16 protein-coding genes are annotated in these 18,126 nt (G+C 73.9%); 6 read left to right on the forward strand and 10 right to left on the reverse strand.

The window, feature by feature from the left end; all coding sequences use genetic code 11:
- Positions 1 to 92 precede the first annotated feature (92 nt).
- A complete protein-coding gene (locus ACIBK9_RS10610) occupies positions 93 to 1,262 on the reverse strand; it encodes a zinc-dependent alcohol dehydrogenase (RefSeq protein WP_397156938.1) in 1,170 nt (389 codons plus the stop codon).
- A complete protein-coding gene (locus tag ACIBK9_RS10615) occupies positions 1,259 to 2,152 on the reverse strand; it encodes an SRPBCC family protein (protein ID WP_397156940.1) in 894 nt (297 codons plus the stop codon). Before ACIBK9_RS10615 ends, ACIBK9_RS10610 begins: the two co-directional genes overlap by 4 nt.
- A 352-nt stretch (positions 2,153 to 2,504) precedes the next feature.
- Here ACIBK9_RS10615 and ACIBK9_RS10620 point away from each other — a divergent pair, with 352 nt between their 5' ends.
- On the forward strand, positions 2,505 to 3,257 hold the full coding sequence (locus ACIBK9_RS10620; RefSeq protein WP_397156942.1) for a hypothetical protein: 753 nt from the start codon (positions 2,505 to 2,507) through the stop codon (positions 3,255 to 3,257).
- Positions 3,258 to 3,304: 47 nt separating this feature from the next.
- Here ACIBK9_RS10620 and ACIBK9_RS10625 read toward each other — a convergent pair whose 3' ends face one another.
- Both ACIBK9_RS10625 and ACIBK9_RS10630 read right to left on the reverse strand, forming a co-directional pair.
- The gene (locus tag ACIBK9_RS10625) at positions 3,305 to 3,631 is read right to left on the reverse strand and encodes an STAS domain-containing protein (RefSeq protein ID WP_358286916.1); all 327 of its coding nucleotides are present in this window, start codon (positions 3,629 to 3,631) and stop codon (positions 3,305 to 3,307) included.
- A complete protein-coding gene (locus tag ACIBK9_RS10630; protein ID WP_397156945.1) occupies positions 3,628 to 7,803 on the reverse strand; it encodes a SpoIIE family protein phosphatase in 4,176 nt (1,391 codons plus the stop codon). The genes ACIBK9_RS10625 and ACIBK9_RS10630 overlap by 4 nt, the downstream gene beginning before the upstream one ends.
- A gap of 246 nt (positions 7,804 to 8,049) precedes the next feature.
- On the opposite strand from ACIBK9_RS10630, the gene ACIBK9_RS10635 reads away from it, so the two are divergent.
- A complete protein-coding gene (locus tag ACIBK9_RS10635) occupies positions 8,050 to 9,297 on the forward strand; it encodes a PP2C family protein-serine/threonine phosphatase (protein WP_397156947.1) in 1,248 nt (415 codons plus the stop codon).
- Entirely contained in the window at positions 9,276 to 9,632 is a 357-nt protein-coding gene (locus ACIBK9_RS10640) for an STAS domain-containing protein (protein ID WP_397156949.1), read from the forward strand. Before ACIBK9_RS10635 ends, ACIBK9_RS10640 begins: the two co-directional genes overlap by 22 nt.
- 4 nt (positions 9,633 to 9,636) lie before the next feature.
- Here the strand turns inward: ACIBK9_RS10640 and ACIBK9_RS10645 are convergent, their stop codons facing one another.
- From ACIBK9_RS10645 to trpB, 3 genes are read right to left on the reverse strand one after another with little or no spacing between them, the layout of a single operon-like run.
- On the reverse strand, positions 9,637 to 10,392 hold the full coding sequence (locus tag ACIBK9_RS10645; protein WP_397156951.1) for a GntR family transcriptional regulator: 756 nt from the start codon (positions 10,390 to 10,392) through the stop codon (positions 9,637 to 9,639).
- A gap of 9 nt (positions 10,393 to 10,401) precedes the next feature.
- The gene (trpA, locus tag ACIBK9_RS10650; protein WP_397156953.1) at positions 10,402 to 11,199 is read right to left on the reverse strand and encodes a tryptophan synthase subunit alpha; all 798 of its coding nucleotides are present in this window, start codon (positions 11,197 to 11,199) and stop codon (positions 10,402 to 10,404) included.
- On the reverse strand, positions 11,196 to 12,398 hold the full coding sequence (gene trpB / locus ACIBK9_RS10655) for a tryptophan synthase subunit beta (RefSeq protein ID WP_397156955.1): 1,203 nt from the start codon (positions 12,396 to 12,398) through the stop codon (positions 11,196 to 11,198). The genes trpA and trpB overlap by 4 nt, the downstream gene beginning before the upstream one ends.
- 140 nt (positions 12,399 to 12,538) lie before the next feature.
- Between trpB and ACIBK9_RS10660 the strand changes: the two genes are divergently transcribed.
- The gene (locus ACIBK9_RS10660; RefSeq protein ID WP_397156957.1) at positions 12,539 to 12,847 is read left to right on the forward strand and encodes a hypothetical protein; all 309 of its coding nucleotides are present in this window, start codon (positions 12,539 to 12,541) and stop codon (positions 12,845 to 12,847) included.
- A 6-nt stretch (positions 12,848 to 12,853) separates the two neighbouring features.
- Here the strand turns inward: ACIBK9_RS10660 and ACIBK9_RS10665 are convergent, their stop codons facing one another.
- Positions 12,854 to 13,819, reverse strand: a complete 966-nt coding sequence (locus ACIBK9_RS10665; protein ID WP_397156958.1) for a helix-turn-helix transcriptional regulator — start codon at positions 13,817 to 13,819, stop codon at positions 12,854 to 12,856.
- Between the two features lie 52 nt (positions 13,820 to 13,871).
- On the opposite strand from ACIBK9_RS10665, the gene ACIBK9_RS10670 reads away from it, so the two are divergent.
- On the forward strand, positions 13,872 to 15,017 hold the full coding sequence (locus ACIBK9_RS10670) for an epoxide hydrolase family protein (protein WP_397156960.1): 1,146 nt from the start codon (positions 13,872 to 13,874) through the stop codon (positions 15,015 to 15,017).
- 77 nt (positions 15,018 to 15,094) lie between these two features.
- Here ACIBK9_RS10670 and ACIBK9_RS10675 read toward each other — a convergent pair whose 3' ends face one another.
- Both ACIBK9_RS10675 and ACIBK9_RS10680 read right to left on the reverse strand, forming a co-directional pair.
- The gene (locus ACIBK9_RS10675; RefSeq protein WP_397156962.1) at positions 15,095 to 15,742 is read right to left on the reverse strand and encodes a response regulator; all 648 of its coding nucleotides are present in this window, start codon (positions 15,740 to 15,742) and stop codon (positions 15,095 to 15,097) included.
- Positions 15,739 to 16,881, reverse strand: a complete 1,143-nt coding sequence (locus tag ACIBK9_RS10680; RefSeq protein ID WP_397156964.1) for a sensor histidine kinase — start codon at positions 16,879 to 16,881, stop codon at positions 15,739 to 15,741. The genes ACIBK9_RS10675 and ACIBK9_RS10680 overlap by 4 nt, the downstream gene beginning before the upstream one ends.
- 110 nt (positions 16,882 to 16,991) lie before the next feature.
- On the opposite strand from ACIBK9_RS10680, the gene ACIBK9_RS10685 reads away from it, so the two are divergent.
- Entirely contained in the window at positions 16,992 to 18,125 is a 1,134-nt protein-coding gene (locus ACIBK9_RS10685; RefSeq protein ID WP_397156966.1) for an alpha/beta hydrolase family protein, read from the forward strand.
- The last annotated feature ends 1 nt before the right edge of the window (position 18,126 follow it).

Here is an 18,126-nt window from a genome sequence, read left to right on the forward strand (position 1 = left end):
CCGTCGCTGTGGCCCGCCGCTCCGCCGCCTTGGCGGAGCGGCGGGCCGCCGAGGAAATCGGGCGGAACCGGCTATGGGCCGCGAAGGCGGGCTTACGGAGTGAGGACGACCTTGTTGCACTCGTCCTGCTTGTGCTTGAACAGCTCGAACCCGCGCGGCGCCTCGCTGAGCGGCATGCGGTGCGAGACGACGAAGCTCGGGTCGATCTCGCCCGCGCGGATCCGCTGCAGCAGCGGCTCGGTGTAGCGCTGCACGTGGCACTGTCCGGTGCGGATGGTCAGCGACCGGTTCATGACGGTGCCCATCGGGAACTTGTCGACGAATCCGCCGTAGACGCCGATGACGGAGACCACGCCGCCGTTCCGGCAGGCCATGATGGCCTCGCGCAGCGCGTACGGCCGCTCGGTCTCCATCCGGGCGGCCTGCTTGGTGCGGTCGTAGGCGTACATGGCGGGGGTCGGGTGGTGGGCCTCCATGCCGACGGCGTCGATGCAGGCGTCGGGGCCGCGCCCGCCGGTCATGTCGCGCAGTGCGTCCAGCACGTTCACCTCCTCGTAGTTGAGCACCTCGGCGCCGGTGCGCTGGACCCGCCGCAGCCGGTACGGGAACCGGTCGATGACGATGACCCGCTCGGCGCCGAGCAGGAACGCGCTGGCCGCGGCGAACTGCCCGACCGGCCCCGCGCCCCAGATCGCGATGGTGTGGCCCGGCTTGATGTCGCACATCTCCGCACCCATGAAGCCCGTCGGGAAGATGTCCGACAGGAACAGCACCTGCTCGTCGGTCAGGTCGTCCTCGATCTTGATGGGGCCGACGTCGGCGAACGGGACGCGCACGTACTCGGCCTGCCCGCCGGCGAAGCCGCCCAGCATGTGGGAGTACCCGAAGATCCCGGCGGGCGCGTGGCCCATCAGCTTCTCGGCCATGCCCGCGTTGGGGTTGGAGTTCTCGCACAGCGAGTACAGCTCGGCCTCGCAGGCGAAGCAGGCCCCGCAGGCGATGGGGAACGGCACCACGACGCGGTCCCCGGCGTGCAGGTTGCGCACGCCGGGGCCGACCTCGACGACCTCGCCCATGAACTCGTGGCCGAGGATGTCGCCCTTCTTGACGGTCGGGATGTAGCCGTCCACGAGGTGCAGGTCGGAGCCGCAGATCGCGGTCGAGGTGACGCGGACGATCGCGTCACGCGCGTTGAGGATCTGCGGGTCCGGGACGTCTTGGATCTCCAGGCGGTTGCGGCCCGCCCACACGTTGGCCTTCATGCCCGTCCTCCGATCGGTTGTGCGGGACGCTGGTGGAGCTGGCGCCGGGCGCGGTGCCCCTCGGGGCTGCCCTCGGAGCGGACCACCTCGCCGGTCTCCATGACCTGTTTGAAGCGGCGCAGGTCGTCGCGGAGCTGCTGCTCGGGGTGTTCGCCGAACATGCGGGCGACGGCGGCGGCGAGCTTGCGGCCGGGCGCGCCGTACTCCAGGGAGACGTCCACGACCGTGCCGTGCCCGGCGGGACCGTCGGTGAAGCCGACCAGGCCGGCGGTGGCGATGCCGGTGCCGGGAACCGACCGCCAGGCGATCAGGTCGCCGAACCGCTCGTCGATGATCTCGGCCTCCCACTCCAGGTCGACGATCGGGCCCTTGGCCTTCCAGCGGGAGTGGCGCTGGTTGATGGTGCGCACCGAGTCCAGGTGGCCCATGAACGTGGGCAGGTTCTCCAGGTCGCGCCAGAAGCGGTAGACGTCGTCGCGGGGCTTGTTGATGGTGATGGAGGCGCGCACCTGCAGCGGGCCCTTGGCCTTGGCGGTGCCGCGCCGGGCGCAGGCGGCGTCCAGGACGGTGAGGCCGGCGACGGCGCCGAGCGCGGCCAGCGCGCGGGTGCGGCGGGCGCCGGTGCGGCCGGCCGCGGCCCGGCCCAGGACGCCGAGGTCCATCGTGTCGCCGGCGACCCTGGTCCACACCCACTGAGCGGGGTTCTTGGCGCCGAGCAGCAGCGCGGCGTGCAGGAGCTCGCGCCCGCCGACGAGCCTGGCGACGGCCGTGGCCCCGGGCGCGTCGTCGACGCCGCACAGGCGGGTCACCGCCCGTGGTGCCCCCAGTTGCGCCGCGCCCAGCGCGAGGCTGGCCCACCCGAGCGCACGGGCGAATTTGTCGGTCATCATGTGTCCTAACGCAGGTTGCAGTGGTTGATGCGTACGCCGCAGGCGGCCTCCGGTCTGCTGACGCCCCCGCGTCCCTTGCCCCCGACAAAACGGCTGACACCAGCGGATTCAGGCAAGAAAGGTGGAGGTCGTCTGGATGGTCGTCCACGACGGGCCGGACGTCGCCATGTCGTGCCGGCACGAGGAGCCCGAACGCCGCAGGTCGTCGGGCGACCGGCTTGCCCGACTGGACGATATCCACCTGGACCTTGTCCATCCCGGCGCCGGAGCATCACCCGATACACGATGCATGTGCCGCGCGACTGTGGGTATTCGGTCCCGGGATCCACCCGGCTACCGGCGAGGAGCGCTCATGGCCATCAGTGAGCAGCATCGGCCGGAGATCGTCGTCGGGCTCGTGGCGACCCCGCCGGACTATCCGGCGCAGGTGGTCGCGCGGCTCGCCGCCGAGCTGGCCGACCGGCTCGCCGAGCAGGTGGACCCGCACGTGCGGTGGACCGTCCGGGCAGGCTGGGGTGACGTGGCGCCGCGCCGCGACGGCGGGGTCGAGGCGCTGCTCGACGATCTCGCCCGCCGGCGCGCCGACGCCCGGTGGGACGTCGCGATCTGCCTGACCGACCTGCCGCTGCACACCGAGCGGGTGCCGCTGGTCGCGCAGACGTCCGCCCGGCGCCGCGTCGCGGCGGTGTCCCTGCCCGCGCTGGGGCTGTGCCAGCTGCGAGCGCTCCGCGCCGCCATCCCGGGTCTCGTGAGCCGGCTGCTCACTGACACCTCCGAGGACCGGGAGACATCGGCCGAGCTGGCCCGGCTGTTCAACCTGGGCACGGTCCTCACCCTCACCCTGGCCGCCGCGGTGTCCTATCTGGTGCTGTTCGCCGGAACGACACTCGTCGCGGCGCTGCTGATCGACACCTCCGTGCTGGCACGGAACCTGCAGCGGCCGGTCGATCTCACCGACTATCTGAAGCTGGCCTGGATCATCAGCTCGCTGGCCACCGTCGGCGGCACGATCGGCTCCGGGCTGGAGGACGAGGACACGGTGCGGGCCGCCGCCTACGGCTACCATCCCGAACCCGGCGGCTGGCGGGACGAGCGGGACGCGTGATCCCCGCCTCGGGCCAGGGCGTGTCCAAGAAGCGCAGCCGGCGGCGTTCAGGCGCTGTGGCCGTCCTGGGACGGGTCGACGTACGTGATCTCCTGGATGGCGGCGACGTCGGCGAAGCCGGCGATCGTCAGGACGGGTTCGAGCACCGGGTTGGCGACGAGCCGGATCCGTGAGGCGTGCGTGAACAGCACGGTCAGGCCCGCGCTGTCCAGGTACTCCACCTCGCTCAGGTCGACGAGCACCATGCTGTCGCCGGTTCGGGCCAGCGCCTCCTCCAGGGCCCCGGCGTTGCTCATGTCGATCTCGCCGGCGGCGGCCAGCACCTGGGTGCCGTCCGGCCGCGTCGAGGCCGCAAGGGTCAGAGGGGTGGTCATGAGCTGATCCTCGCTTGCATGTCGACGGTGGTACCGGCCGCGCCGGGTTCGATGGTGACCTCGTTCATCAGGGCGCGCATGAGCGCCACGCCCCGGCCCCGGTGCGGGTTCGCCTCCGGCTCCGGAGGCTTCCAGCGGCCGGTGTCGGCGACGGTGAGCCGCAGGTCGCCGGGGGTGGCGACGGCCCGCAGGCGGATCGTCCGGCCGGGGGCGTTGCGGTGGCCGTGCTCGATCGCGTTGGCGCACGCCTCCCCCGCCGCCACGAGCACGTTCTGCACCAGCGAAGGGGTGAGCTGGCAGCGGGCCAGCCACTCCCGCAGTGCCGAGCGCACGGGGGCGAGCTGGCTCGACTCGGCCGGGAAGTCCACCTCCAGCGGGGCGGGCTGGCGGTAGAGCAGCAGCGCGACGTCGTCGTTGAAGCCGCCGTCCGGGGCGAGGGAGGACATGACGTCGCTGGCCAGTTCCTCGATCGGGATGGACCGCCCGACCTGGACGGCGGTGCTGGCCTCGCCGATGCCCGCGGTCAGCGGACGCCGCCGCCGCTCGACCAGGCCGTCGGTGTAGAGCAGCAGGGTGGACCGGGGCGGCATGGTGCACCTGGCCTCGGTGCGCCCGCGGGCCGACCGTACGGCCAGCGGCGTCGAGCGGCCCTCCTGCAGCAGCTCGGTGCTGCCGTCGGCGTGGGCCAGGATGCCGGGGGGATGGCCGGCGCTGGAGTAGACGAGGTCGCCGGTGGCGGTGTCCAGGACGCCGCAGAAGGCGGTGGTGCACTTGGCGCCCGGGATGAGGGCGGCGAACCGGTCGAGCGCGGTGAACACCTGGGCGGGCCCGGCGTCCTGGAGCAGCAGGGCCCGGCAGGCGCTGCGCAGCTGTCCCATGACGGCCGCGGCCTCCAGCCCGCGCCCCACGCAGTCGCCGACGACGATGCCGATGCGCTCGCCGGACAGCGGCACGATGTCGTACCAGTCGCCGCCGACCTCCAGCGGGCTGGTGGCGGGCTCGTAGCGCACGGCGAAGCCGCTGGGCAGCCGGGACGGGCCGAGGATGGCGCGCTGGAGCGCCACGGCCGCCTCGCGCTGCTGGTCGAGCTGGTGCACCCGGTGCAGCGCCTGGCCCAGGTGGCCGGCCAGCAGCGCCAGCAGGGTCTGGTCCTCGTGGGTGAACGGCCGGTTCTGGCCCACGTCGATCCAGACGGCGAGCAGGCCCTCGGGGTGCTCCAGGGTGATGCCGGCCCCGTCCGTCTCGGAGGCGACGGCCCGCAGGGGCGGCTGCTCGCGCAGGCCCGCCAGCTTGGCCCGCACCTGTTCCGGCAGGTCCTGCCAGGCCGGGCCGGACGGCGCGGCGACCAGGCCGCGGGAGCCGTCCTCGTCCCAGACGACGGCCGCGACCTGCCGGGCGTGCCAGACCTCCTGCAGCGCGTCCAGCCCGCCGGCCAGGGCGTCGTTCATGTTGCCCGCCTGCGAGACGCGCAGGCCCAGCGCGGCGAGCGCGCTCTCGCGCTGCACGAGGTAGTGCTCGGCGGTCACGTCCCGCAGGGTGCCCACGACGCGGCGCCGCCGGGTGTCTGGGTCGGTGACCGAGTTGAATGTGACCGCGACCCACACCTGGTGCCCGTCGCGGTGGGTGACGGGGATGACCGCGCTGCCCCTGCCCTCGCCGACGAGCCGGCCGAACGCCTCGGCGACCAGGCCGTGGGCCTGCGGGTCGCGCTGCTCGTCCGGCCACCAGGGGTGCCGGGGCCGGTAGGGCAGGCCGTCGGGGCCGTAGCCGAGGATGTCGGTGAACGCCGAGTTGATCTCGATCACCGCGCCGTCCTCGTCGGTCACGAAGAACGCCTCCTGCAAGGAGTCGATCATGGCGTTGCGCCAGCGGGTGTGATGGTTGCGCAGCCGCGCCAGCTCCACGTTGGCCCGCGCCCGCGCCAGCAGCTCGGCCGCGGAGAACGGCTTGACCAGGTAGTCGTCGGCGCCCGCCGCCAGGCCCTCGATCGAGGCCTCCTGCCCCGCGCGCGCCGACAGCAGCAGCACCGGCACCCCGGCGGTACGCGGATCGGCCCGCAGGGCCGCGACCAGGGCCAGGCCGTCCAGGCGCGGCATCATCACGTCGCTGACCACGAGGTCGGGCTCCTCGGCGTGCACGGCGTCGAGCGCCTGGAGACCGTCGCCGACGGCGGTGACGTGGTAGCCGGCGCCCTTGAGCAGCCGGACGAGGTACTCGCGCATGTCCCGGTTGTCGTCGGCGATCAGCACCCGGGCCGGCGGGCCGGCGCTCGGCCCCTGGGAGCCGCCGCCGTCCGCCGAGACGTCCGAGGACGTCCCCGCGCCGGTGACGTCGTCCTCGGGCAGCCAGCGCAGCGCCTCCTGCACGAACGGCTCGGCGCCGGACGGGACCGACTCCGCCGGGCGGGCCGGCACCAGGCTCCCGGCCGGGAGGTGGTCGGCGCCGAAGGGCAGCCGGATGGTGAAGGTCGTGCCCTTGTCCTCGGCGCTCTCGGCGGTGATCGTGCCGCCGTGCAGGCCGACGAGCTCCTGGACGAGAGCCAGCCCGATGCCGCTGCCCTCGTTGGAGCGGGAGCGGGCGCTCTCGATCCGGTGGAACCGTTCGAACAGGCGCGGCAGCTCCTCGGCCGGGACGCCGATGCCCGTGTCGGAGACGGTCACCACGGCCTGCCCGTCCCGCACGCCCACCTGGACGGCGATCGAGCCGTCGAAGGTGAACTTCAGCGCGTTGCTCAGCAGGTTGAGCACGACCTTCTCCCACATGGTCCGGTCGATGTAGACCGGTTCGTCCAGCGGCGGGCAGTCCACCTGGAAGGACAGGCCGGCCTTGTCGACCGCCGAACGGAAGACGCTGGCCAGGTCGGCGGTCGCCGCCGCCAGGTCGACCGGCTCGTAGCGGGCCTGCATGCGGCCGGCCTCGATCCGGGAGAAGTCGAGCAGCGTGTTGACGAGCCGGCCCAGGCGCAGGGCGTTGCGGTGGACCACCTCCAGGTCCTGGCGCACCTCGGGGGCGGCGCCGGCCAGCGTGTTCCGCAGCTCCTGCACCGGGCCCATGATCAGGGTGAGCGGCGTGCGGAACTCGTGGCTGATGTTGGAGAAGAAGACGGTCTTCGCCCGGTCGAGCTCGGCCAGCTCCTCGGCCCGCCGCTGCTGGGCCTGGTAGCTGCGGGCCGAGGAGATGCCGGTGGCGACGTGCCCCGCGGCCAGCTCGACGAACCCGCGGTACCCGTCGTCCAGGGCGCGGTAGCGGTTGAGCGCGGCCACCAGGAACCCGTACGGCCTGCCTCCCTGCTGCAACAGCGGCATCACCAGCGCGTGCGTGGGCGGCTCCGGCCATTCCCCCGGCGGCAGCCCGGCGTACGGGGCCGCGTCGAGCGCCACGAGCGCCGGCTCGCCGCGGGCCGGGGCCTGGACCGGCCACACCGCGTCCGGGTCGCCGGGCGGGACGACGGCAGGGGCGGCCGGATGCCCGGCGGGCAGCCCGGTCGAGCCGGCCAGCCGCGCCCGGCCGTCGTCGTCGAACAGGTACGTCAGGGTGAAGGGCAGGTCCTGGAGGTTGCGGCCGAGCTGGCGGCAGGCGAAGGCGAGCATCTCCTGCTCGGTGCGGACCACGCTGGGGTCGGAGCCGAGATCGCGCAGGGTGGCCATGCGGCGTTCGCCGATGACCCGCTCGGTCTCCTCGCTGACCACGCAGAGCATGCCGACCACCGAGCCGTCGTCGTCGCGCAGCGGGCTGTAGGAGAAGGTGTGGTACGTCTCCTCCGGGTAGCCGGCCCGCTCCAGGAACAGCAGCAGCGCCTCGTCCCAGGTCGCCTTCCCGGTGGTCAGGACGGCGTCGATCCGCGGGCCGATGTCGTCCCAGATCTCCGCCCACACCTCGCGGGCCGGCCGGCCCAGCGCCCACGGGTACTTCTGGCCCAGCGTGTCGCGGCGGTAGGCGGCGTTGCAGAAGAACGTCAGCTCCGGCCCCCACGCCATCCACATGGAGAACCGGGACGACAGCAGGATGCTGACCGCCGTCTGGAGGCTCTGCGGCCAGTGCTCCGGACTGCCGAGCGGGGTCGCCTCCCAGTCGACCTCGGCCAGGTCGCGGCCGACCTCGTCGTCCACGGTGAAGATCCCGGCACCGGCCGCCGCCGCCGGCCGCCGCTCACCGTGGTCGTCGTGTGTCATCCGGCTCCCCCTCGTTCGCTGCGGGCGCGCCTACCCCGCGTCGCGCCGGTGATGCCGCCGCGGCCGTGGACCAGCAGGTCAGGTATCACCTCGACCGTAGGTAGAATAGGGCAAATCACTCCGGGGGTCGGGCCTCCGCCCCTGCTCGGCGCCTGTGCCGGCGGAGCTGAGCGGAAGGAGCCGGACGTCAGCACCGCCCAAGACACGCACCGCGCGGCGGCCCTTCAGGGGCACGAACTCCCCGCCGTGCCGGGCCAGGCGACGCTGGACCGGGTGGCCTCGCTGGCGGCGCGCATGTTCCAGGCCCCCATGGCGACCGTGACGTTCGCCGGTGACGAGGGGGTGCGCCGGGTGGCCGCCCACGGCACGCCGGCCGGCTCGTTCCCCGGCGGCTGCGAGGAGAGCCTGTGCGCCGCCGTGCTCGCGCGGGGCGAGGTGTGCGTGATCCCGGACGTCACGGCCGACCCGGCGATGGCCGCCGATCCGTCCGGCGGGACCGGCGTGCGCTTCTTCGCGGCGGCCCCGATCACCGTCCCCGACGGCCGCTGCGTGGGCAGCGTCAACGTCATGGACGTCCGTCCCCGGCAGGCCGCGGACGAGGACGTCAGCGCCCTGCGCGATCTGGCCGCCCTGGTCATGGACGAGCTGGAGCTGCGCCTGGCCGCCTCGCGCACCCTGGCCACCGAGCGCGCGTTGCGCGCCGACGCCGAGCGCCTGGCGCGCACCCTGCAGCAGACGCTCGTCCCGCACACCCTGCCGGAGGTGCCGGGCCTGCGCGCGGCCGCCGCCTACCACCCCGTCTCGGTGGACGAGGTCGGCGGCGACTTCTACGACCTGTTCCCGCTCGACGGCAACCGCTGGGCGTTCTTCCTCGGGGACGTCTGCGGCAAGGGCGCCGACGCGGCCGTGCTGACCTCGCTCGTCCGCTACACCCTGCGCGCCGCCGCCGTCTACGACCCCGACCCGTGCGCGGTGCTGGCCAACCTGGACGCGGTCCTGCAGCAGGAGCACGCCGGTCAGGTCATGCCGCCGCCGTACTGCACGGCGGTCTTCGGCGTGCTCGACCCGGTGGCGGGCGGCTTCGAGGTCACGCTGGCGGGCGGCGGGCATCCGCCCTCGCTGGTGGTGCGCGCCGCAGGCGCGGTCGAGGCCGTCCATCCCGAGGGCGGGCAGCTCATCGGCATCCTGCGCGACCCGTACTTCGCCCAGGTGAGCACCCGCCTGGGGCCCGGCGACGCCCTCCTGCTCTACACCGACGGCCTGACCGAGGCGCGCACCGGCACCGGGGCCAGGCTGGACGATGAGGGCCTGGCCGCCTATCTGGCCGCCGCCGCCCCCACCAGCGCCGACGGCCTGCTGGCCACGGTGCACAAACTGATCACGACCCTCGGCGACGGCGTGTCGGACGACACCGCGGTGCTCGCCCTGTCCGTCCCCGCCCGCTCGACGGGCGTCTGTTCTGAGGAGCCCCAGTGCAGCACGACCACGGTCTGACCATCACCTCTCAGCCCCACTCGGGACGCGTCCGCGTCCTCACGGTGGCCGGCGACCTCGACCACCACACCTCCCCCCGCCTGCACGAGGCCCTGGACGAGCTCGGCCTCGCGCCCGGCGACGGCCTGGTGATCGAGATGTCGGGGCTGCGGTTCTGCGACTCCACCGGCATCTCCGTGCTGGTCAGCGCCCATCAGCGGGCCCAGGACGCGGGCGCCGGCCTGGCGCTGGCCGGGCTCAGCCCGGACATCGAGCACCCGTTCAAGATCATGGGGCTGACCCGCCTGCTGTCCTTCCACGACGACGTCGACAAGGCCGTCGCCGCCCTGCGGTGAGGCGCTAGCTGGTGGCCCGCCAGGCGAGCGAGAGGCCGGTGGCCGCCCGTTCGGTACGGATCTCCATCATGGTGCCCAGGATGGTGGCGTGGTCGGACACGACGGGAACGCCGTCGGGCGTGTAGGTGATCCGGGTGCTGACCAGCACGGCGCTGCCCTCGGGCTCGTTCAGGCGGCGCGCGGCGGCGGCGTCGAGCAGGCCGGGCCCGACCACCTCCGACGCGCGGGCGACCGCCACCCCCGCGTCGGCGAGCGCCGCGTAGAGGGAGACGGCGGTGAAGTCACGGTCGCGGATCTGGTCGGCCACCGGCCTGCGCACCCACGACACCTGATGGACGGCCGCCCGCCCGGCGAACTCCCGCACCCGCTCCAGCCGCAGAGCCGTGTCGCCGGGACGCAGCCGCAGCTCCGCGGCGATCCGGTCGGGGGCCCGGCGCATCGCCCGCCCGGCCACCACGGTCCGCACGTCATGACCCTGTTCCCGCAGGTCGTCGGCCAGGCTGCGGAGCGAGCCGAGCTGGTAGGCCAGGTGGGGCGGGGCCACGTACGTGCCCTTGCCGGGCCGCTGCACGATCAGGTGCTCGTCGCTGAGCTCACGCAACGCCTGGCGCAGCGTCATGAGGGTGACCCCGTAGGAGGCGCTCAGCTCCCGTTGCGGAGGAAGCGCCTCTCCGGGGGCGTAATGGCCCGACCGGATCTTCGCGGCGAGGTCGGCGGCGATGGCGCGGTATCTCGCCTCGTGCCCGGCGTCGGGGGTCATCGTGGTGCGTCACTCCTGGTCGAGGGCCTTCCGCAGGGTCGCGACGAAGGCCCGCAGGTCGTCCGGCCCGGCGCCGTCGAGCACCCGCCGCATGACCGCGGCCCCGACCACCACTCCGTCGGCGTGCCGGCCGGCCTCCCGCGCCTGGTCAGGCGTGGAAATGCCAAATCCTAGCAAGATCGGCCGGTCGGTGCCGCGTCTGAGCCGGGCGGTGAGCTCCGCCGCCGAGGCAGCCAGGGTGGCCCGCTCGCCGGTGGTGCCCATCAGCGACACCGCGTAGACGAATCCGCGGCTGCGGCGCGCGATCTCGGCCAGCCTCGGCTCCGGCGTCGCCGGTGAGGCCAGCAGGACCAGGTCGATCCCGGCGGCGGCGGCCACGTCCGCCAGCTCGTCCGCCTCGTGCACCGGCAGGTCGGGCACGATCAGGCCGTCGACGCCGGCCCGCCGGAGCGCCGCGCAGAACGCCTCGGGCCCGTCGTGCAGCACGAGGTTGTAGTAGGTGCTGGCGATCAGCGGCACGCCCACGTCCCGCACGTCGGCCAGGTCGGCGAGGATCCGGCGGGTGCTCGCCCCCCGGGCCAGCGCCGCCTGGCTCGCCTGCTGGACGGTGACGCCGTCCAGCGTGGGGTCGGAGAAGGGCAGGCCGACCTCGACGGCGTCCGCGCCGGCCGCGGCGAACGCCCGCAGGTAAGCCGTCCACCCGGGCGTGATGCCGCCGGTGACGTACGGCATGAGCAGGGCGCGGCCGGTGTCCCGGCGGGCACGCAGGTGGCGCTCGACCGCGCCGGGGGTCAGGATGTCGGTCACAGCAGCTCCTTCAGGGCGGAGACGTCCTTGTCGCCCCGGCCCGACAGCGTCATCAGGACGGTCGATCCGGCGGGCAGCTCGCCGCCGGCCGCGCGGATCACCCAGGCCAGGGCGTGCGCCGATTCGAGCGCCGGGACGATGCCCTCGGTGCGCGCCAGCCGCAGCGCCGCGGCGACGGCCTCCTCGTCGGTCACCGTGACGTACCGGGCCCGGCCCAGTTCGCGCAGGTGGGCGTGCTCGGGGCCGACGCCCGGGTAGTCCAGCCCGGCGGCGACGGAGTGGGCCTCGACGATCTGGCCGTCGTCGTCCTGGAGGAACAGCGAGCGGCAGCCGTGCAGGACGCCGAGCCTGCCGCGGGCCGCCCCGGCGCCGCCCTCCGCCTCGACGCCGACGAAGCGCGCCGTGGTGCCGGCGAAGCCGGCGAACGTGCCGGCCGCGTTGGAGCCGCCGCCGACGCAGGCGACGACGTGGTCCGGGACGCCGGTCGGCTGGCCGGCCGCGAACTGGGCGCGCGCCTCCTCGCCGATGACCCGCTGGAAGTCCCTGACCATCCACGGGTAGGGGTCCGGCCCGATGACCGAGCCGACGCAGTAGTGGGTGTCGCCGGTGACGCCGACCCAGTGCCGCATCGCCTCGCTGGTGGCGTCCTTGAGCGTGCGGCTGCCCGTGGTGACCGGGACCACCTCGGCGCCCAGCATGCGCATGCGGAAGACGTTCAGGCCCTGCCGCTCGATGTCGCGCTCGCCCATGAAGACGGTGGCCTCCAGCCCGAGCAGCGCGGCGGCGGTCGCGGTGGCCACGCCGTGCTGGCCCGCTCCCGTCTCGGCGATCAGCCGGCGCCGGCCCATCCGCCTGGCGAGCAGCGCCTGGCCCAGCACGTTGTTGATCTTGTGGGAGCCGGTGTGGGTGAGGTCCTCGCGTTTGAGGAGGAGCCGCACGCCCAGCTCCCCCGACAGCCGGCGGGCCGGGGTCAGCGGGGTCGGCCGTCCGGCGTGCAGCGCGAGCAGTTCGGCCAGCTCGCCGCGGAAGCCGGGGTCCGCCCACGCCTGCCGGAACGCCTCGTCCACCTCACGGCACGCCTCCACCAGGGACTCCGGCGCGTACCTGCCGCCGTACTCGCCGAACCGGCCGCGGGCTCCCGGCTCGCCCATCAGCCCGGCCGCCGGGACGGGCTCGCGCAGTGGCGTCGCTTCTCGCATCCTGCTCACCTCGTTCTATAACTCTGACAAGAGTTCTATAACAGTGAGTGTGGCATGGCGACCGCCGGCCGCGCCACCCCGGCCCCGACTACGTCGCGGCGAACGGGGAATCTGGCACTTTCGAGCCGGAGGAGATCGTGATGAGCACTGAGGAGAGCGCGGGCGTGCGTCACGGGTGGGTGGACGACGTCCCCGTGGCATGGATCGAGCCACCGTGGCGTTGTGGCTCCCGCACCTGCGCGCTGGACGACCCGGGTCGCCTTCTGCCGCAGGGGCACGCGGGCGGCCATGCCCAGTGGTGGTTCGACCGCCTGAACCCGCTCACCAACATCGGCGCCCACGCCCACGGCCCGGCCATCGCCTTCGAGTGCGGCGCCGACGACAGCCGCGACCCGGAACTGACCCGCCGGTGCCTGGCCTGGCTCGCTCAGCCCGACGGGCAGCCGTAGCCGCGGTCACGCCGGATCGGCATCGGGGACGGCTTCGAGAAGACGGGCGGCGAGGGCGCGGACGTGCCGGACGAGCTCGGGCGGCTCGTGCACCTCGAACGGCACGCCGAGCTGCGCGACCCACATCGCCAGCTCGTCCAGCGAGTGCGACCCGGCGGACAGGACGCAGGAGCCGTCGCCGACCGGCTCGACCACCGCCATGGTCGGCGGCATCCGGGCGGCGACGACGTCCACCGGCGCCCGCACCGTGAACCGCCCCTGGTAGCGGTAGGGATCGACGGAGATCCGCTCGGAGACGTAACGCACGAGGTCGGCGGCGGGCGGCTCGCGAGGCGTGAAACGCGGGCCGTTCGGGGTGTGCAGCCGCAGCCGGTCGACGCGGAACGTGCGCCAGTCCGCCCGGCCGGTGTCCCAGGCCACCAGGTACCAGCGGCGACCCGAGTTGACCAGCCGGTACGGCTCCGCGGCACGGCGATCCCCGACGCCGTCGTGGGAGCGGTAGTCGAACCGCAGGCTCTCCCGGCGGCGGACCGCCGCGGCGATCGCCGTGAGCGCGGCCGGGTCCACCGCCTCCGCCGCCCCCGCCAGCGGGACCGTGACCGAACGCAGGTCGCCGACGCGGTGCCGGAGCCGGGCCGGCAGCACCTGTTCGAGCTTGGCCAGGGCCCGGACCGAGGTCTCCTGGATGCCGGTCACGCCGGAGACCGCCGCCGTGCCGAGCCCGATGGCGACCGCGACCGCCTCCTCGTCGTCGAGCAGCAGCGGCGGGAGCCCGGCCCCGGCGCCGAGCCGGTATCCGGCCGTGCCCGGGGTGGCGTCGACGACGTAGCCGAGCTCACGCAGCCGGTCGACGTCGCGGCGGACCGTGCGGGGCGAGACGCCGAGCCGTTCGGCCAGCTCTGCGCCCGACCAGTCCCTGGGGGTCTGCAACAGCGACAACAGGCGCAACAAACGCGCCGACGTCTCCAGCATGCCGTCCATCCTAGGACCGGAGCTGTCCTAACCCCTGCCTATGGTCATGGACATGAACGACGACCCGCGCATCCACCCGTTCCGCATCGACATCCCGCAGGCCCAGCTGGACGACCTGCGCGCCCGGCTGGCGGCGACCCGCTGGCCGGACGAGCTGCCCGGCGTCGGCTGGTCCTACGGCGTCCCGGTGGGCTACGCGAAGAGGCTGGCCGAGTACTGGCGCACCTCGTTCGACTGGCGGGACGCCGAGCGGCGGCTGAACGCCTTCGAGCAGTTCACCACCCCCATCGACGGGCAGAACGTGCACTTCCTGCATGTCCGCTCCCCCGAGCCCGGCGCGCTGCCGCTGATCGTCACGCACGGCTGGCCGGGCTCGGTCGCCGAGTTCATGAACGTCATCGGCCCGCTCACCGACCCCGCGGCCCACGGCGGCGACCCGGCCGACGCCTTCCACGTCGTCGCCCCCTCGATCCCCGGCTTCGGCTTCTCGGGCCCCACCACCGAGCCCGGCTGGGACCTGGAGCGGGTCGCGCGGGCGTGGGCCGAGCTGATGGACCGCCTCGGCTACCCCCGGTACGGCGCGCAGGGCGGTGACAGCGGCTCGGTGATCTCGCCGATGCTCGGCCGCGCCGCGCCAGGGAACGTCGTCGGCGTGCACGTCAACGGCGCGCTCGGGTTTCCCAGCGGCGACCCGGCCGAGCTGCGCGAGCTCACCCCCGCCGAGCTCGCCCGCCTCGCTCAGTACCAGGACCAGGATCGGGCCGGTTACGCGATCATCCAGGCGACCCGGCCGCAGACCCTCGCGTTCGGGCTGCACGACTCCCCCGCCGGGCAACTGGCGTGGATCGCGGAGAAGTTCAAGGAGTGGACCGACCCCGCCCGCGAGCTGCCCGAGGACGCGGTGGACCTTGACCAGTTGCTCACCGACGTGAGCGTCTACTGGTTCACCGGGACCGCCGCCTCCTCGGCCCGCCTCTACAAGGAGGGGCAGAAGGGCTGGGGCGCGGTGGCCGAGTACTCCGGGCTGCCGCACGGCGTCGCCGTCTTCCCCGGGGACGCCGGGGTGCGCCGGATCGCCGAGCGCGAGCACAACGTCGTGCACTGGTCGGAGTTCGACCGCGGCGGCCACTTCGCCGCCATGGAGGCCCCCGACCTGTTCGTCGAGGACGTCAGGACCTTCTTCCGCCCCCTGCGCTGACTCCTCGGCTCGCCGCGGGCCGCCGGGGCCGGAGCGCGCCGCCGACGGTCAGCTCGGGTCGGCGTCGTGCAGGACGGTCAGCCCAGGTCGGCGTCGTGCACGAGGATGGCGGCCTGCACCCGGTTGGCCAGGGCCAGCTTGCTCAGCACCCGGCTGACGTGCGCCTTCACCGTGGCCTCCGTCAGCCTGAGCTCCCGGCCGATCTCGGCGTTCGACAGGCCGCGGGCCACGGCCCTGATCACGTCCTCCTCCCTGGCCGTCAGCGCCGCGAGCCGTCTGCGCGCCGACTCGGCACGGGAGGGCGCCCGGTCCACGAACGAGCCGATCAGCCGCTTGATGACGGTGGGGGACAACATGGCCTGGCCCGCCGCGACCGTCCGGACGGCGGCGGCCAGGTCGCGCGGCGGGGTGTCCTTGAGCAGGAAGCCCACCGCGCCGAGCCGGAGCGCCTCGTGGACGTACTCGTCCAGGTCGAACGTGGTGAGCATGATCAACTTGGGCGCGTCGGGGGCGGCCAGGACGCGGGCGGCGGCGGTCAGGCCGTCGGCGCCGGGCATGCGCACGTCCATCAGGACCACCTCGGGCCTGAGCCGGGCCACCGCGGCCACGGCTCCGTCGCCGTCGGCCGCCTCGCCGACGACCACGATCTCGCCCGCCGCCTCCAGGATCATCCGCAACCCCGACCTGACCAGCGCCTCGTCATCCACGACCAGGACGCGGATCATGCGGCGGGGATCCCGGCCAGCACCTGGAAGCCGCCCTCGTCCCGGGGACCGGCCTCCAGCCTGCCGCCGGCCAGCTCGACGCGTTCGCGCAGCCCCACCAGGCCCCAGCCCGAGCCGGGCAGGTCGCCGTCCGCCGCCGCGCAGGACCGGTTCCGGACCAGCACCTCCAGCTCGGCCGGCCGGTATCGGACGTAGACGTCGGTCTCGGCGTCGCCCGCGTGTTTGTGCACGTTGGTCAGCGCCTCCTGGACCACCCGGTAGGCGGTGCGCTCCGCGGTGGGCGGCAGCGGGCGGGGGCGTCCCTCGTCGTGGCGGTTGACCACGATGCCCAGGGCCCGGGACTGGTCGAGCAGGCGGTCGAGGTCGGCCAGCGTGGGTTGCGGGCCGCGTCCCGGATCTGCTGAGCGCAGCACGCCCAGCACCTCCCGCAGGTTCGTCAGCGCCTCCCTGCCCACGCCGCCGATCAGCGCGGCGGCCTCGGCCGTACGGGCGTCGGGGGCGTTGACCTCCAGCGCCCCGGCGTGCAGCACCATCAGGGACACCCGGTGGGCGACCACGTCGTGCATCTCCCGCGCGATGCGCGCCCGCTCCTGGTCGCGCGCCTGGTCGGCGCGGAGCACCTGCTCGCGCAGCAACTGCTCGGACTGCTCGCGCATCGCGTCGAGCACCTGCCGCCGGGCGCGCACCCACAGGCCGGCGACCAGCGGCAGCCCGAGCATCGCGCCGCCCATCAGCAGCACGTTGACGGCAGTGCCCGCGACCAGCGCGCGATACCCCTCGTTCCAGGACGACACCAGCCCCGCGAGCGCGAACAGCGCGACCGCGCCGGCGACGTAGAGCCACAGGTCGCGACGGCGGCGGAGCCGCGTGCCCGCGTAGTAGGAGGCCACCACCGCGGCGGGCCACATCACCAGCCAGAGGTGGGCCACCGCGCCCACCGCGACGAGCGGCCACAACCACCGCCGCCCGAGCGCGGCGGCCAGCCCGCAGCACGCCGCCACCGCCACGAGCACCGGCAGGGGCAGCGCGGACCGCACCCCTGCCGAACCGGTCACCGAGGCCATGGACAGCAGGAGAACCGTCGTGCCGAGCGCCCACGGCGTGACCCGTTCGGCGATCGTCGATGTCCGGTCAATCATGGCCAGAGGCTACAAGTCCCGGCAGGCCACCCATCCCCTACGAAAGTCGCACGTGGCCTGTGACTTTCGCCGGGGACGGTCCGGCGGGGGTGCGCGGCACGGTGGAGCGCATGCACAAGATCCTTGTCGCGGGTGCCCTCGCGCTCGCCGCCGCCACTCCGTACCTCGCCCAAGCCGCGACTGCTGAAGCCGTGACCACCGCGCCCGTGCCCGCGCTGCCCGCGCCGACCGGTCCCTACCCGATCGGCAAGGTGGACCTGCACCTGGTGGACCGCGGCCGCCCCGACCCCTGGGTGACCGGCCGCGACGCCCGCGAGCTGATGGTCTCCCTCTGGTACCCAGCCCACAGAGGGACGGGCAGGCCGGCGCCGTACCTCACGCCGGAGGAGTCGGAACTGGTCCTCAAGGGCGTGCCGCAGCTCAAGGACCTCCCGTCCGACACGCTCGCCAGGACCAGGACGCACGCCCGCGCCGACGCCCCCGCGGTCAGGCGGAAGGGCGGATGGCCCCTGGTGGTCCTGTCACCCGGCATGACGCTGCCCCGCGCGACGATGACCTCGCTGGCCGAGGAGTTCGCCACCCGCGGCTACCTGGTGGCGGCCATCGAGCACACCTACGAGTCGGTCGCCACCACCTTCCCCGGCGGCCGCACCGTCACCTTCGAGGCCGGCAAGGCCGGTCAGACCCCCGAGACGGGCGAGAAGGTGGCCCGGGTCAGGGCCGCCGACACCGAGTTCGTCCTCGACGAGCTGGACCGGAGCAGGCGCTGGAACGCGCTGATCGACGAGCGGCGCATCGCGATGGTCGGACACTCGGTCGGCGGCCAGAGCGCCGCGCACCTGCTGCCCGCCTCCCGGCGGATCAAGGCGGTGGTCAACCTCGACGGCACCTACAATCCGAAGACCCCCGCCCAGCCGCTGGACAAGCCCTTCATGATGATCGGCAATCCCCGGCACCAGCCGAGATCCGGCGGCCCCGACGGCTCGTGGGACACGTTCTGGCCGCACGTGACCGGCGACTGGAAGCGGTGGCTGACCGTGACGGGGGCCGAGCACATGAGCTTCATCGACTACGCGGTGCTCCAGCCGCAACTCGGCCTGCCCAAGACCTCGATCGACGGCGAACGCGCCATCGCGATCACCCGCAGGTACGTCACCGCCTTCTTGGACCTGCACCTCAAGCACAAGCCCGCCCCCGTCCTGGACAGGCCGTCACCGGACTGGCCCGAGGTGCGCTTCTGGTGAC

The organism is Nonomuraea sp. NPDC050227 (assembly GCF_044459705.1).
GTDB lineage: Bacteria > Actinomycetota > Actinomycetes > Streptosporangiales > Streptosporangiaceae > Nonomuraea.